Raw genomic sequence first — 13549 nt, 5'->3', positions numbered from 1 at the left:
TCCATGGATGACAGGAGACGTTTTCTACAAGGCTTGGGGCTCGCTGGCGGGGCGGTCGCGGCCAGTGCGGTCAGTCGAGTCGCCATGGCCGCCCTGCCGGAGCCCATGTCTCAGTCCTCGCCAGAGACCATGCCTCCGCTTGTGCCCAACAGCGGTCGACCTTACAACCCCGTGGTCACGCTCAACGGTTGGACGTTGCCATGGCGCATGAAGGATGGTGTCAAGGAGTTCCACCTTGTGGCCGAGCCCGTCGTGCGTGAACTGGCTCCGGGGACGAGGGCTCACCTGTGGGGGTACAACGGACAGTCTCCTGGTCCGACCATCGAAGTGGTGGAAGGAGACAGGGTGCGCGTCTTTGTGACGAACAAGCTGCCGGAGCACACGACCATCCATTGGCATGGTCAGCGTCTGCCCAACGGGATGGATGGGGTCGGTGGGTTGAATCAACCGACGATTCAACCGGGAAAGACTTTCGTCTATGAGTTCGTGGCCCGGCGCCCCGGCACGTTCATGTACCACCCTCATGCCGATGAGATGACGCAGATGGCCATGGGCATGATGGGCTTTTGGGTCACCCATCCCAAAAGCAAACACCCATTGATTGACGACGTTCAGCGGGATTACTGTTTCTTGCTCAATGCCTATGACATCGATCCGGGGAGTTACACCCCCAAGATCATGACGATGTTGAATCAGAACTTGTGGACTTGGAACAGCCGCATGTTTCCGGGGATTTCGCCATTGGTCGCGCGCAAGAACGACAAGGTGCGCATCCGCATCGGCAACCTGACGATGACCAACCATCCCATCCATTTGCATGGGCACGAGTTCCTGGTCACAGGCACGGACGGTGGCCCGACACCCAAGTCCACCCGGTGGTACGAGGTGACCACCGACGTGGCCGTGGGGCAAATGAGGCAAATCGAGTTTCTGGCTGACGAGGAGGGTGATTGGGCATTTCATTGCCACAAAAGCCACCACACCATGAACGCGATGGGACACGATGTGCCAACGATGATCGGCGTAGACCACAAAGACGTGTCCAAGCGGATCACGCAGCTGATCCCCGACTACATGGTGATGGGTGAGCGTGGCATGGCAGACATGGCAGAAATGGAAATGCCCTTGCCAGACAACACGACCCCCCCATGATGACGGGGCAGGGCCCCTACGGGTCTGTGGAGATGGGCGGCATGTTCTCAATGGTCAAGGTGCGCAAAGACCAAAAGCCCGGGGACTACAAGGACCCCGGTTGGTTCAAGCCGCCAGCAGGATCAGTGGCCTATGAATGGTCAGGACAGTTGAGCGAGCCTGTTCGAGAAACGCCCACACCCCCCAAGACTCCAGCCAGTATCGACCTTCAGGTTCGCAAACCGACGGGGCATGCAGGTCATTGATTCAACTTCAACTCTTTTAACCTCAAGGACTTGATCATGCATTTGAAGAAAATCTGGTTGTTGCTGCCGCTTCTTGTCGCCAGCAATCTGAGCATGGCCGACACAGCTCAGGGCGCGCATCACCAAGACGCAGGCCATGCGCATGGCAGTGACGATGCTTCGGAGTATGCGGCCATCGGTCAACCTGGAATGGCCAGCCAAGCCACACGCACGCTGACCATTGAGATGAGCGATGGCATGCGTTTTACACCGGCTGAGATTCAGGTGAAGAAAAACGAAACCGTGCGCTTTGTGGTGAAGAACGCAGGGACGCTCAAGCACGAGATGGTGCTGGGGACCACGGCAGAACTCAAATCGCACTACGCCTTGATGCTCAAGAACCCTCAAATGGAACATGCCGATCCCAACATGATCACGTTGCCCCCTGGTCAAACGGGTGAAATCATCTGGACGTTTTCCAAAGCGGGCATTGTCGATTTCGCATGTCTTCAGCCGGGGCATTTCGACGCGGGCATGAAGGGGCGTGTCAACGTTGTCGGTGCACCTGCCTCACAGGCAACCCATCAGCACTGAGCCCGTTCATTGCTGACTGCAGGCGCAGTTTGCACATTCTTTTTTACTCAAAGGACCGACATGAAAAAGACCTACACCCATCTGGCTCGCGCAACCTTGTTGGCGGCGCTGGCTTACTCATTGACGGGAGCACAGGCGGCCGATCACATGGCTGGACATGGCATGCCCCAGGCCACAGCGATGGCTTCTGGCGCTGGCGCAGAGTCTGACGCCATGGCGTTGACTGAAGGCGTGATCCGCAAGGTCGATGCGTCGACCAAGAAGATCACCATCAAGCATGAGGAAATCAAGAACCTGGAGATGCCGGGCATGACCATGGTGTTCCAGGTCAAGGACGAGTCGTTGTTGAACACGGTCAAAGCCGGTGACAAGGTCAAATTTCGCGCGGAAAGACAGGCTGGTGCGCTTGTCGTGGTTCGCCTTGAAGTGATGCCATGAGTGGTTGAGGCGGTTCGTGAGTTCACGGCCCGCCGTCATGACTTGCTTTGTGGTTCGAGGCCTAGATCGTAATGTGGTGAAGGGCGTTGACGATTTTTGTTACAGGAGATCACGATGGCCAAACACATGTCCTTGATTCTTTGGGGCGGGGTGTCGTTTTTGAGCGCATGCGCTTCGCTTGAACGTGAGGCTGGCGATTACCAAGCCGGATGGCGGCGTGCACAAGTGCTGGAAATCGTCCGCGCTGGCACCGTGACGCCGTCAGCCATCAAAGACTGCCAAACGATGTTGCCACCTGGTGCTTCCTACGCCCAGTTTGCAGTCGTGTCCTACAGCTTCGGAGGGGATCCCAATCTGAGAAAGAAAATCGCTGTCGGCATCCCCGCAGCTGACCGGGGGCTGGAGGTTGGCGCCTGGGTGTCAGTGAACGTTGTGGATTGCGTGTTGCCGCTCAAGCGGCTGACGCCAGCATGAGCGGCATCGGACATGGTTTGAACTCTTCGGGCGCAGACATGAGATCAAATTTCGGTTCTGCGTCATTGGTGACGCAATAGCAGACTTGACTCGAATTTGAATAGACACAATGTTCAGAAAGACCATTATTCCCATTGAGCGTGAGCCTGGCCTTGCCGGTCAAAAAAATTCGCCACTCAAGGCAATCGAGAAGAAGGAATTGACGACTGATCGGGTGGGTGTTTTTCATGTTCCGCAAGGCAATACCACTCGCGGAGTAAACGCATATATTGTCAAATACTTGTTGGCTCATGCGCGGAGCCGTGGCTGGAAGCGGTTGCTTGACATCCCGTGTGGGAATGGTTTATTCGCTCAGACTGTTAAAATGCATGTCGGTATGGATGTTTTGGGGGCTGATATATTGCTCGATCCAAAGTATCTGTCGGAGAAGTTTTATCAGAGAATCGATGCGGCATCTCCATGCATCGATCAAGGCAAGCATCCGAATTTTGATGTCGTTACATGCATCAGCGGCATCATGGAATTTGGAAATACGTCGAGGTTCTTGGATTTTTGTCACGAAAACCTGGCTGACGGTGGAGGGCTGATTGTTTCAAACGACAGCGTGCAAACCCTGCAAGATAGAATCATGTTCTTTTTTTTGGGTAGAACCAGAAGGCAAAAGCTTCTTCGTTTGCAAGGGGAGAATATATGGAATTTATTCCCATTGGGCATGATGATCCGGTTGTTGCAGGACTCAGGATTCAAAGTGGAGGGGATTGAGTATTTTGTTGGCAAGAGAAGAAATTATTGGATGTTACTTCCTTCTGTTTTTTTGTATCCCTTTCAACTTGCTTATATTGTTTTTTCTGGGTTTGCAGAAAAGTACAATTTGAAGGGTGATTTGAAATTTAAAATGTATCCATTCCGCTCAATGTATTGCACGCACTATGTGGTGGTTTGTCGGAAATCATCCGATATTTGATGCCGCTTGAAAGGAGCTCCAGCGCTGTTTGTCACGTTGGCGAGGCAACATCAAATCAGAGGATCGCCCTCGTCTTGCTGAAGCCATGTTTGGCCCTGTTAATCCGAATTTGAGCTCGTTTTTTCGATCGGCGCTAATGCCGTCTAGCCTCAATCTGGTCATATCAGTGCCCTATCCTCGGTCAGTGCTCATTTGTGCAGACCCTCCCTAGCCGAATTGGTCGGGCTCTCGGTGACCGGCGAGTGCTTCGCACGCGAGAGGCTCTTCGTCACGCACTCCTGGCACCGCTTGTCGAACGCCGGTGGGATGGCATTGACATCCAGTTGCTGTGCCAACGCGCTAATATTGGCGGGTGAACCTTTTACTTGTATTTTCCATCAAAGAGGTCTGCTCATGGGAGGTTTTGGAGGCCTGCATACGGCACTACGTGAGCAGGCATCATTTTCATCGTTGGCGCAGTCGGGGCAGGCGGACTGTTCTCCATGTGCACGAACAGCGGCAGGTCTTTCAGGCGATGCTGGGGCGCCGATCCGGCCATTTCGTGCAAGACCGTTTTCGAGAACTTCTCGTTGAGTTGGTGTTCGAGGCGCGCGTGATTGGTTACCGGCGTTTATGAAAGACCCAGGCAAAGGCCCACTATCTTGGCGGCGTCTTGTTCCAGCTTCTTGTTTGGTGGCTGCAATCCAATCGTGTCTAGCAAGCAAGCGCGATCGAAATGCATTTTCATGCGTTGAGTCGATCTTTGCTGCAAGGCCATCCACGTTCAACCTGATTTGCCTGTGATGGTGAGCGCCAGGATTCGCTGATGGTGTGCGACAAGTCAAGGCGCAGATATGTCTTGATGATCATGGTGGTGATGACCTGCCATGGCGTCAGCGCCATGATCAGACAGTTGTGCATCAAACCAAGTAGTGTGCAGTGCCTCCACCAGCCTGACATTGGTCGTGCTGAAGCGCAGCTCCGCACCACCGACCACATCCTGATATGAAATGGCGATCTGCCCTGGTTTGGCGGTCTTGAGTTCAGTTAGGCCAGGCATCTCGCTGCCATGGATGTGTGTCGGTCCTGAGAAATCGCCCTTGAGGAACTGGGCCTGGATCTCATGCAGGTGTTCTCGTACGTAAGTGACTTGCGGTGTGTCGGTCATGCTTTTTGCAACCACGCGCTGAATACCGCCTTCGGCTGTTTTTGTGAAAATGTGCGTTGTTGCCTTCAGGCTGAAAGGCATCACATCTGCGCCGAGCCTGCCCACCTCTGCCTGCCGCTTGCTGTCAGCCGCGCAGGACAGCAGCGGTAGCAGGATGAGCACTGCTAGGGCAGTGCGTCGAAATAGGTCGATCATGAATGGGCCTTGACGTGATGAAAATGCGCCATGGTGTCGCAGCATGCGGGTGACTTCATGTGATTTCGGTCATATGCGTGACGCCGACTCTTTGAATCGCAAGGTCATGCCTTCACGTTCGATGATGCCTTCTCGCACCATCGTGGCCAGTGTTCGGTACAGCGCTTCATGCGACAGGCCCAACTCACGCGCAAGTTCCTTGAACGTACCGGGCAAGGTGACTTCGCACCGATCGCCTCGTCCCTCTGAATAAAGCAAATGCCGAATCCGTTCCGCCGCATTCTTTAAGGACAGCCGCTCGACGCGGGTGCGGGCCGTGCGCAACTGCCGAGCAAGCAGGGCCATCCATTCACGCGACAGCGTGACATCTGATGCCAAGTGGTTTCGCATAGCCGGGGCTAGAAATTGAAGCAACTCGCTCGACTCGTTTGCGATGGCGTCGCAGTGGTAGCAATCGCTGTCCAGCGAGGCCTCGGCGAAGAACTCGCCGGGCCGAGCTTCGTGGAGCGAGACCTCTTCACCGGCTCGCCCATACCTCACCAGGCGAACAGAACCTGAGACAAGAAAGTACACCGCACGGGCGGGCTGTCCGGCGTGAAATACCGTGACGCCGGCATCGCACGAGATGACGGTACCGGCAACGCTCAAGGCCGCAGGCAGGCCTGTTGCAATCACTTGCTGCTCGGGAACCTCGCGCATAAAGCGTGCTCAATGATTGTGTTGGTGGTGGATGTCTGGGAAGTGCACATGGCTGTGCTTCAGCTTGCTGTGACGATGCGCGTGTGCATGAGGCTCTGTACCATCCCATTCGAACTCATGCAGGTGCTGGTGATGCACATCGTGTCGATGCGGGTGGACATGAGACAGATCGGTGTGCTCGTGTTCGTGCACATGCTGTTCGGTGAGGTGCAGGGCAACTCCCACCGCCATCAGCGTGGCCGCCACCCAGAACGCGGCGCTGGTGGGTTCTCCCAACATCACGACTGACAGCGCCGCCCCAACGAACGGCGCTGTCGAAAAATAGGCGCCCGTGCGGGCCGCACCCAGGCCGCGCAAGGCCAGCACAAACAGCACCAGACTCATGCCATAGCCTAAAAAGCCAATCAGCATGGCCGATGACAAGAACCCGGTATGAGGCCATGTGGCGCCCAGCGCCAAGCCCAATGCGGTGTTGACACTGCCAGCCACCAGGCCTTTGCTGCCCGCAATGAACAAGGCATCAGATGCGGACACCTTGCGCGTGAGGTTGTTGTCGATCGCCCACGCGAGGCAGGCACTCGCCAAAGCCCATGGGCCGAGGCCGATTGCCAACGTCCCGCCTGCTGGCCAAGCCAGCACGGCGCCCCCGATCACAATCAGCACCATGCCCAACACGATGCGGCGATCGGTGTTCTCACGAAACACCATCCACGCCAGCACGGCGGTCAGCACCGACTCCAGGTTCAGCAATAGAGACGCTGTGGCCGCAGTGGTGTGTTCAAGACCGACCATGAGCATCAGCGGACCGAGCACGCCGCCAAAAGCGATGGCTCCAAGCAGCCAGGGCCACTCGTGGCTTGGTATGCCGGGCGATTGCCAACCTTTGTCACGTACCAGTCGAACCAGCGTCAAACCCAGGCCGCTGCCCAGATAGAGCAAGCCGGCCAGCAAAACGGGCGACGAGGTGATCCTGCCTGCGCCGATGAGTTGCTTGGCGAAAGGGGTGCTGGCGCCAAACAGGATGGCTGCACCCAAAGCAGGCCAGGCTGCGCGGTGCAGCCCGTTCATGTTGACCGCTTTCTGCACATGCAGTAGATGAACTGCTGCTCGGTACCAAAGGGGGGGTGGTGCACCTGCTCTTCGTGGGCCAGCAGGGTGAAGACCTCTCCGAACTCGGCGTGCAATTCGTCTGGTGCGTAACGCATGACTGGCAGGCCACTGCACTGTGTCGGCCCCTCGCTGCCAAACGTGGCCATGATGACGTGGCCACCCGGCTTGAGCGCACGCAAGACCTGCTCGACATATGCCTCACGGTCTGCCTGCGTCGTCAGAAAGTGGAACACGGCGCGATCGTGCCAGAGGTCGATGCTGTGGGCGGCGAAGGCCGCACGGGTGATGTCAGCCTCCATCCAGGTCACGCGATCCGATCTGGCTCCCAGGCGGTGCCGACTTTCTGCCAAGGCGGCAGCCGACAGGTCCAGCACCGTCAGGTTGGTGTAGCCATCGTCCAGCAAGTCATCGACCAGCGTGGAGGCTCCGCCGCCGACATCGATGATGGCCGCGCCTCGGTCGAGGCCGCTTGCCTTGGTCAGCCGCATGGACGTATCGGCGTGCTGCTGAAACCAGCTAACGCTGTCCGGCGCTTTGGTGGAATAGACCTTTTCCCAGTGCTCTTTGTTTTGCATGCAGCACTCCTTGGCGTGTTCAACCCAGATGGGTGTGTCTTTCAGGTTTGGCTTCGGTTTCCATGGCCGCCAACCCTTGCAGGATGCCGCACGATTGCACGGTTCGCTCGCTTTGACATCGCTGGCGCAATGCCGTCAGCTGTTGCTTGAGGTGGTTGAGCTCACGTATGCGTTCGTCAACGTGAGCGATGTGCTGATCAACCACGTCGTTCACCGCGCCACATCCTTGTTCGACCTGGTCTGCCATGCCCAGCAAGGTGCGGATTTCATCATGACTCATGTCCAGCGCACGGCAGTTGCGAATGAGCCGCAGGCGCTCCACCTGCTCGGGCCCGTACACCCGGAAGTTACCGCTCGTACGGGTGGGTGCAGCCAACAGGCCTTCCTTTTCGTAGTAGCGGATGGTCTCAACCGTGCACTGCGCAACCTGCGCCAACTCACCAATTTTCATGAGGACTCCAGAAACCCCTTGACTCTATAGTAGCTTCAGGTTGTGTAATGCGGTAAACAGATTCGCCATGACCATGCCTGCCCCACAAGAAAACCTCCCGTTTGACCGCAACCCAGATGACGGCCTTGCTCATGACGATGAGCCTTGCTGCGCTGAGCCAGCGCCACCTATTGCGTCCTGCAACACGGCGTGTTGTGGGCAAGATGCCCAACCCGCCAAGGTGACATTGGGCAAAGCTGCGGCCAAAGGCGGTTACACGCAAACGCCCATTCGCATCATGCAGATGGACTGCCCGACCGAGGAGGCGCTCTTGCGCAAGAGGCTGGGCGGCATGGCTGGAGTTTCGGGCATGGAATTCAACCTGATGCAGCGTGTGCTGACGGTGTCACACGAGCCACAGGCCATTGATCTCATCCTGGAAGCGGTTCGTTCTTTGGGGTTCACGCCAGAGGTCGTCACCGACGCCTCATCCGAGGCTGTTGGCACGCCAGAACCTGCCGAGCCATGGTGGCCACTCGCCTTGGCCGGAGTGGCGGCCATCGGCTCCGAGGCCGCCGTCTGGCTGGGGTTGCCCACATGGCTGCCTGCTTTGCTGGCATTGGCAGCGGTGCTCGCCTGCGGCATCGGTACCTACAAAAAAGGCTGGGTGGCCATTCGTCATGGCGACCTGAACATCAATGCCTTGATGAGCATTGCTGTGACGGGAGCGCTGGTGCTGGGCCAGTGGGCCGAAGCAGCCATGGTGATGGTGCTGTTCACGGTGGCGGAGTTGATCGAAGCCAAATCTTTGGACCGTGCGCGCAACGCCATCAAGGGCTTGATTCAACTGGCGCCAGAGCGTGCCTCCGTCCTGCAGGACGATGGCACTTGGCGGGATGTGGAGGCGAAGTCGGTCGCCATCCAGGCGCGTGTTCGCGTCAAGCCGGGTGAGCGCATTGCATTGGATGGCACAGTGGTCAGCGGTCGGTCAACGGTCAACCAGGCCCCGATCACCGGCGAGAGCCTGCCGGTGGACAAGGCACAGGGTGATGCGGTTTTTGCCGGGACCATCAACGAGTCGGGCTCATTCGAATACCTCGTGACGGCCGCAGCAGGCGACAGCACTTTGGCACGCATCATCCACGCGGTGGAAGAGGCTCAGGGTGCGCGGGCGCCAACACAGCGCTTCGTCGATCAATTCGCACGCGTCTATACGCCCGTGGTTTTTGCCATCGCGCTGGCGGTGGCGATCCTGCCGCCGCTGTTGATGGGTGCGGCTTGGTTCGACTGGGTTTACAAGGCGCTCGTTTTGCTGGTCATCGCCTGCCCGTGCGCGTTGGTGATCTCGACCCCGGTGACCATCGTGAGCGGCCTGGCCGCCGCCGCGCGCCAAGGCATCCTGATCAAAGGTGGGGTCTACCTGGAAGAAGGCCGCAAGCTGGTTTGGCTGGCCCTTGACAAGACCGGCACGATCACCCACGGCAAGCCGGTGCAGACGGACTTTGTCGTGTTGAACGGCCACAACGAGGCGGATGTTCGCAGCTTGGCCGCCAGTCTGGCCAGCCGTTCCGACCATCCCGTGTCACGCGCTGTGGCTGCAGCCGCCCAACAAGAAGGCATTGTCTTGCGAAACGTAGAGGGCTTCGAAGCGCTGCCCGGGCGTGGCGTCAAGGGCCTCATCGTCGGCAAACTTTGCTACCTCGGAAACCACCGCTTGATCCACGAGCAAGGCTGCTGCTCCCTTGAGCTTGAGGCGCGCCTGTCGGCATTGGAGGAGCAAGGAAAAACCGTCATCTTGCTGAGCGATGAGCAAAGCGTGCAAGGTTTGTTTGCGGTGGCTGACACGGTCAAGGACAGCAGCCGCCAGGCCATCGCCGAACTCCATGCGCTGGGCATCAAGACGGTGATGCTCACGGGTGACAACGCCCACACGGCCCGCGCCATTGCTGGGAAAGTCGGCATCGACGAAGCACAGGGTGACATGCTGCCTGAGGACAAGCTCAGGGCGATCGAGGGCAAGATCGGGCAGGGCGGTTCGGTGGGCATGGTGGGCGATGGCATCAACGATGCGCCCGCGCTAGCCCGTGCCGACATTGGCTTCGCCATGGGGGCAGCAGGCACGGGCACGGCCATCGAAACTGCCGACGTGGCCTTGATGGATGACGACCTGCGCAAGCTGCCACGCTTTGTGCGGCTGTCACGCCGCACCCATGTCCTGCTGGTTCAAAACATCGTGCTGGCTTTGGGCATCAAGGCTGTCTTTCTGGTCTTGACGCTGGTTGGCCTGGGGACCATGTGGATGGCCGTGTTCGCGGATGTCGGGGCAAGTTTGCTCGTCGTGGGCAATGGTTTGCGCTTGCTGCGTGCCCCCATTTCCCGCTGATGGGTTCAAGGGCCCTCACATCCCAACCGATATACTCAAACCTATGCGCCGCTGGATTGCCATCCTCTTGATGTTCGTGCTGCCGCTTCAACTCAGTTGGGCGGTAGCGGCGAACTATTGCCAGGACGAGCAAGGGCAGCACGCGCCGCATTTTGGCCACCACGGGCACCTGAATCACACGGGTGTGGAAGCAACGAAGAAGCTGGCCAAAGGCAAACAGCAGGCTGATCGCGATTGTGGCTGTGCTGGCCACTTGTGCGGCGCCCACTTGCTGCCCTCCGGCATCAGCGTGTTGCCAGATGGCGCTCACGGGCAGCAGCTCAATGCCGTCGTGCCTCGCGCCTACCAGTACCTTGATCCCCCCAGGATTGAACGCCCCAACTGGTCGGTCTTGCTTTGAATCGGCGAGACGATCCACCCTTCATGGTTTTTTGTTGAGGTGACGCGCCTGTTGGCGTGTACCGGCTCGTCGAACTCACCCTCGTTGTGTCTACAACCCGGAGAATTCGATGCACAGGCTATGGGTGCCGCTGGCGGCACTGACAACACTGACGACTGCAGTTTTTCCGCTGCAAGTCCATTCTCAAGTTTCTACCGACTCCAAAGAGGCCGCGCAGGCTGGGCATTTGCCTGAGCGCAGCGCGGACACCCCGGTACCTGCGCTGACGCTGGCTCAGGCCATGGCCTTGGCGTTGCAACACAGCCCGGAGTTGCGTGCTGCACAGCAGGACGTTCAGGCCAGCGAAGGCGCGGTGATCCAGGCTGGCGCACGCCCCAATCCAGAACTGCAGACCCTGATGGAAGACACCAGGGCGCAGACGCGCACAACCACCGTGCAGCTGGCCCAGCCAATTGAGCTGGGGGGCAAGCGTGCCGCACGCGTGTCGGCCGCACAACTGGCCCAGACTCAGGTCGGCATCGAATGGCAGGCGCGGCGTGCCCAAGTGCGCGCCGATGTCACCGAGGCTTTTTTTGCCTCAGCCATCGCTCAAGAGCGCGTGCGGCTGGCTCAAGCATCGTCTGAGCTGGCCGCTCGGGCCTCCCTGGCCGTGTCCAAGCGCGTTCAGGCTGGCAAGGTCTCTCCGGTGGAGGAAACACGCGCCAAGGTGGCTCAAGCGTCCGTGGATGTCGAGCTGCTTCAGGCGCGAAGCGAGTGGCGTGTGGCCCAGCAACGCCTTGGCAGCTTGATGGGCCAGTCTGCCTCAGACCTGGCACCCATCAACTGGGCGCCCTTGGTTGAAAGCACCGTCGCACTCAACCCAGCGTTCATGAACCAGCAAGCCGGTAGACTGGCCGACGCTCCCGCGTTGCGTCAGGCCCGACTGGAAGTGGACCGTCGACGAGCCCTGACCGATTTGGAAGAGGCCCGCCGCATCCCCGACATCACGGTGACGCTGGGTACCAAGCGCTCGGAGGAGCTGGGGCGCAACCAGGCCGTCATCGGTCTGGCCTTGCCGCTGCCCTTGTGGGATCGCAACCAGGGCAATGTCTTGCAAGCCATGCGCCTTCAAGACAAGGCCGAAGCGGACCTTGCCGCCATGCAGATCCGGGTGGACAACCAATGGACGCAGTTGACCGAGCGCTACCAGGCGGCTCACGCCGAGGTTCAGACTCTTCAGCAAGACGTGCTGCCCGGCGCGCAGAGCGCGTGGCAGGCCGCCGTGACGGGGTTCGAGCTGGGCAAGTTCAGCTTCCTGGAAACCCTGGATGCACAGCGAACCTTGTTCCAGGCTCGCGCCCAGTACCTGCGTGCGCTGGCTGAGATGCATCGCACCGCCGCCGACATCGACCGTTTGCTGGGCACAGAGGCTTCAGAAGCGCCTCCTGCCAGTTCAGAGAAAGCACACCAATGAATCCCCTGTTCAAGCGCCAGGCTGGGCGCATCAGCCAACCCCAACTCATTGCCATGGCCGTCATCGTTGTGCTTGGCCTGGTCGCTGGCGCCTTCGTGCTCAAAGGCCGCAACGATGGTTCTTCGGCCCCGGAGGGGGCTCGCCAGGAGCATGGCCAAGCTGAGGCAAAAAGCCAAGATGCCAAGGAGCCCAGCGAAGGCAAGCCTGCCCATGAAGATGCCAAGGAGCATGGCTATGAGGACCGCCATGAGAAGGCTGCCGGTCACGAGGGGGCAGAGCCACCCGTGGCCTTGAGCGCCGACCAGATCAAGTCGGCGGGCATTGTGGTCGAGCAAGCCGGTGCGGGGCGAGTTCGCACCGCGGTGCAGATGCCTGGCGAGGTGCGCTTCAACGAAGACCGCACCGCACACGTCGTGCCGCGTCTGGCCGGGGTGGTCGAGAGCGTATCGGCCAACCTGGGGCAGCAGGTCAAGAAGGGCCAGGTGCTGGCGGTGATCTCCAGCGTGGTCTTGTCTGATTTGCGCAGCGAGTTGCAATCAGCCCAGAAGCGCCTGGTCTTGGCCAAGACAACGTACGAGCGAGAAAAGAAGCTCTTCGAGGACAAGATATCGCCGCAGATGGACTATCTGCAGGCGCAGCAGGCATGGCGAGAGGCCGAGATCGCTGTGGCCAATGCAAGTCAGAAGCTCAAGGCTTTGGGCGCCTCGCCTGTGGCGGGTGAGCTCAATCGCTACGAGTTGCGCGCACCCTTCGATGGCATGGTGGTGGAAAAGCACCTGGCCCTGGGTGAGGCCGTCAAGGAAGACGCCCATGTCTTCACACTGTCGGACCTGTCCACGGTGTGGGCCGAGGTCAGTGTGGCCGCCAAGGATCTCGCCCTGATCCGTGTGGGCGAGAAAGTCGTGGTGCGCTCCAGCGCCTTTGAGGGCGTTGCCACTGGCACGGTGGCTTATGTCAGCGCCCTGCTTGGGGAGCAGACCCGCGCCGCGACAGCTCGGGTGGTTTTGAGCAACCCCAAGCTGGCCTGGCGTCCCGGCTTGTTTGTCAACGTCGAAGTCGTCGCAGGTGAGGTCGATGCACCCGTGACGGTGGCCTCCAGCGCCGTGCAGAGCCTCGAAGGGCGCGATGTGGTGTTTGTCGAAGTGTCGGGGGGCTTTCAAGCCAGGACGGTCAAGGTCGGGCACGCGGATGCGCAACGTACCGAAATCACCAGTGGGCTCAAAGCCGGGGACCGCTATGCCTCGACCAACAGCTTTGTGATCAAGGCCGAGGTCGGCAAGGCTTCGGCCGAGCACGACGATTGATGCGAGG

The 13549-nt window shown here is 59.1% G+C and carries 13 protein-coding genes and 1 pseudogene; 9 read left to right on the top strand and 5 right to left on the bottom strand.

All coding sequences use genetic code 11. The features are described from left to right. The first annotated feature begins 3 nt into the window (after positions 1-3). From HY019_RS15730 to HY019_RS15710, 5 genes and pseudogenes are all read left to right on the top strand, one after another. Positions 4-1397 (top strand): annotated as a pseudogene (locus tag HY019_RS15730) (copper oxidase). A 36-nt stretch (positions 1398-1433) separates the two neighbouring features. Then, on the top strand, positions 1434-1970 hold the full coding sequence (locus tag HY019_RS15725; RefSeq protein ID WP_290693969.1) for a cupredoxin family protein: 537 nt from the start codon (positions 1434-1436) through the stop codon (positions 1968-1970). 9 nt (positions 1971-1979) lie between these two features. Next, complete coding sequence (locus HY019_RS15720; protein WP_290693967.1) at positions 1980-2408, top strand: copper-binding protein; 429 nt, start codon at positions 1980-1982, stop codon at positions 2406-2408. Between the two features lie 114 nt (positions 2409-2522). Then, the gene (locus HY019_RS15715; RefSeq protein WP_290693964.1) at positions 2523-2882 is read left to right on the top strand and encodes a hypothetical protein; all 360 of its coding nucleotides are present in this window, start codon (positions 2523-2525) and stop codon (positions 2880-2882) included. A 109-nt stretch (positions 2883-2991) separates the two neighbouring features. Beyond that, positions 2992-3846: a methyltransferase domain-containing protein gene (locus HY019_RS15710; protein WP_290693960.1), complete on the top strand. Its 855-nt coding sequence runs from the start codon at positions 2992-2994 to the stop codon at positions 3844-3846. Positions 3847-4666: 820 nt separating this feature from the next. Here the strand turns inward: HY019_RS15710 and HY019_RS15705 are convergent. The 5 genes from HY019_RS15705 to cadR form a co-directional block, all read right to left on the bottom strand. Further along, complete coding sequence (locus tag HY019_RS15705) at positions 4667-5188, bottom strand: aspartate carbamoyltransferase (RefSeq protein WP_290693957.1); 522 nt, start codon at positions 5186-5188, stop codon at positions 4667-4669. A 69-nt stretch (positions 5189-5257) separates the two neighbouring features. Continuing rightward, positions 5258-5887 carry a Crp/Fnr family transcriptional regulator gene (locus tag HY019_RS15700; RefSeq protein WP_290693954.1) on the bottom strand — a complete coding sequence of 210 codons (630 nt, stop codon included), beginning with the start codon at positions 5885-5887 and terminating at the stop codon, positions 5258-5260. A gap of 9 nt (positions 5888-5896) precedes the next feature. Next, positions 5897-6955, bottom strand: a complete 1059-nt coding sequence (locus tag HY019_RS15695; RefSeq protein ID WP_290693951.1) for a DMT family transporter — start codon at positions 6953-6955, stop codon at positions 5897-5899. Further along, positions 6952-7572 carry a class I SAM-dependent methyltransferase gene (locus HY019_RS15690; protein ID WP_035034015.1) on the bottom strand — a complete coding sequence of 207 codons (621 nt, stop codon included), beginning with the start codon at positions 7570-7572 and terminating at the stop codon, positions 6952-6954. Before HY019_RS15690 ends, HY019_RS15695 begins: the two co-directional genes overlap by 4 nt. A 19-nt stretch (positions 7573-7591) precedes the next feature. Continuing rightward, positions 7592-8023 carry a Cd(II)/Pb(II)-responsive transcriptional regulator gene (gene cadR / locus HY019_RS15685; protein ID WP_035034018.1) on the bottom strand — a complete coding sequence of 144 codons (432 nt, stop codon included), beginning with the start codon at positions 8021-8023 and terminating at the stop codon, positions 7592-7594. 277 nt (positions 8024-8300) lie between these two features. Between cadR and HY019_RS15680 the strand changes: the two genes are divergently transcribed. From HY019_RS15680 to HY019_RS15665, 4 genes are all read left to right on the top strand, one after another. Then, positions 8301-10385, top strand: coding sequence for a heavy metal translocating P-type ATPase (locus HY019_RS15680; RefSeq protein WP_052162847.1), 2085 nt, complete (start codon positions 8301-8303; stop codon positions 10383-10385). 43 nt (positions 10386-10428) lie between these two features. Further along, entirely contained in the window at positions 10429-10785 is a 357-nt protein-coding gene (locus HY019_RS15675; protein WP_035034023.1) for a hypothetical protein, read from the top strand. Positions 10786-10894: 109 nt separating this feature from the next. Beyond that, positions 10895-12238 (top strand): TolC family protein, encoded by a 1344-nt coding sequence (locus tag HY019_RS15670; protein ID WP_052161996.1) that lies wholly within the window; start codon positions 10895-10897, stop codon positions 12236-12238. Further along, positions 12235-13542 (top strand): efflux RND transporter periplasmic adaptor subunit, encoded by a 1308-nt coding sequence (locus tag HY019_RS15665; protein WP_290693942.1) that lies wholly within the window; start codon positions 12235-12237, stop codon positions 13540-13542. The genes HY019_RS15670 and HY019_RS15665 overlap by 4 nt, the downstream gene beginning before the upstream one ends. Positions 13543-13549 lie beyond the last annotated feature (7 nt).

Source organism: Aquabacterium sp., from assembly GCF_016195855.1.
Taxonomy (GTDB): Bacteria; Pseudomonadota; Gammaproteobacteria; order Burkholderiales; family Burkholderiaceae_C; genus Aquabacterium.
The sequence above is the reverse complement of the archived record's forward strand: the minus strand, read 5'-3'. Positions and strand labels throughout refer to the sequence as shown.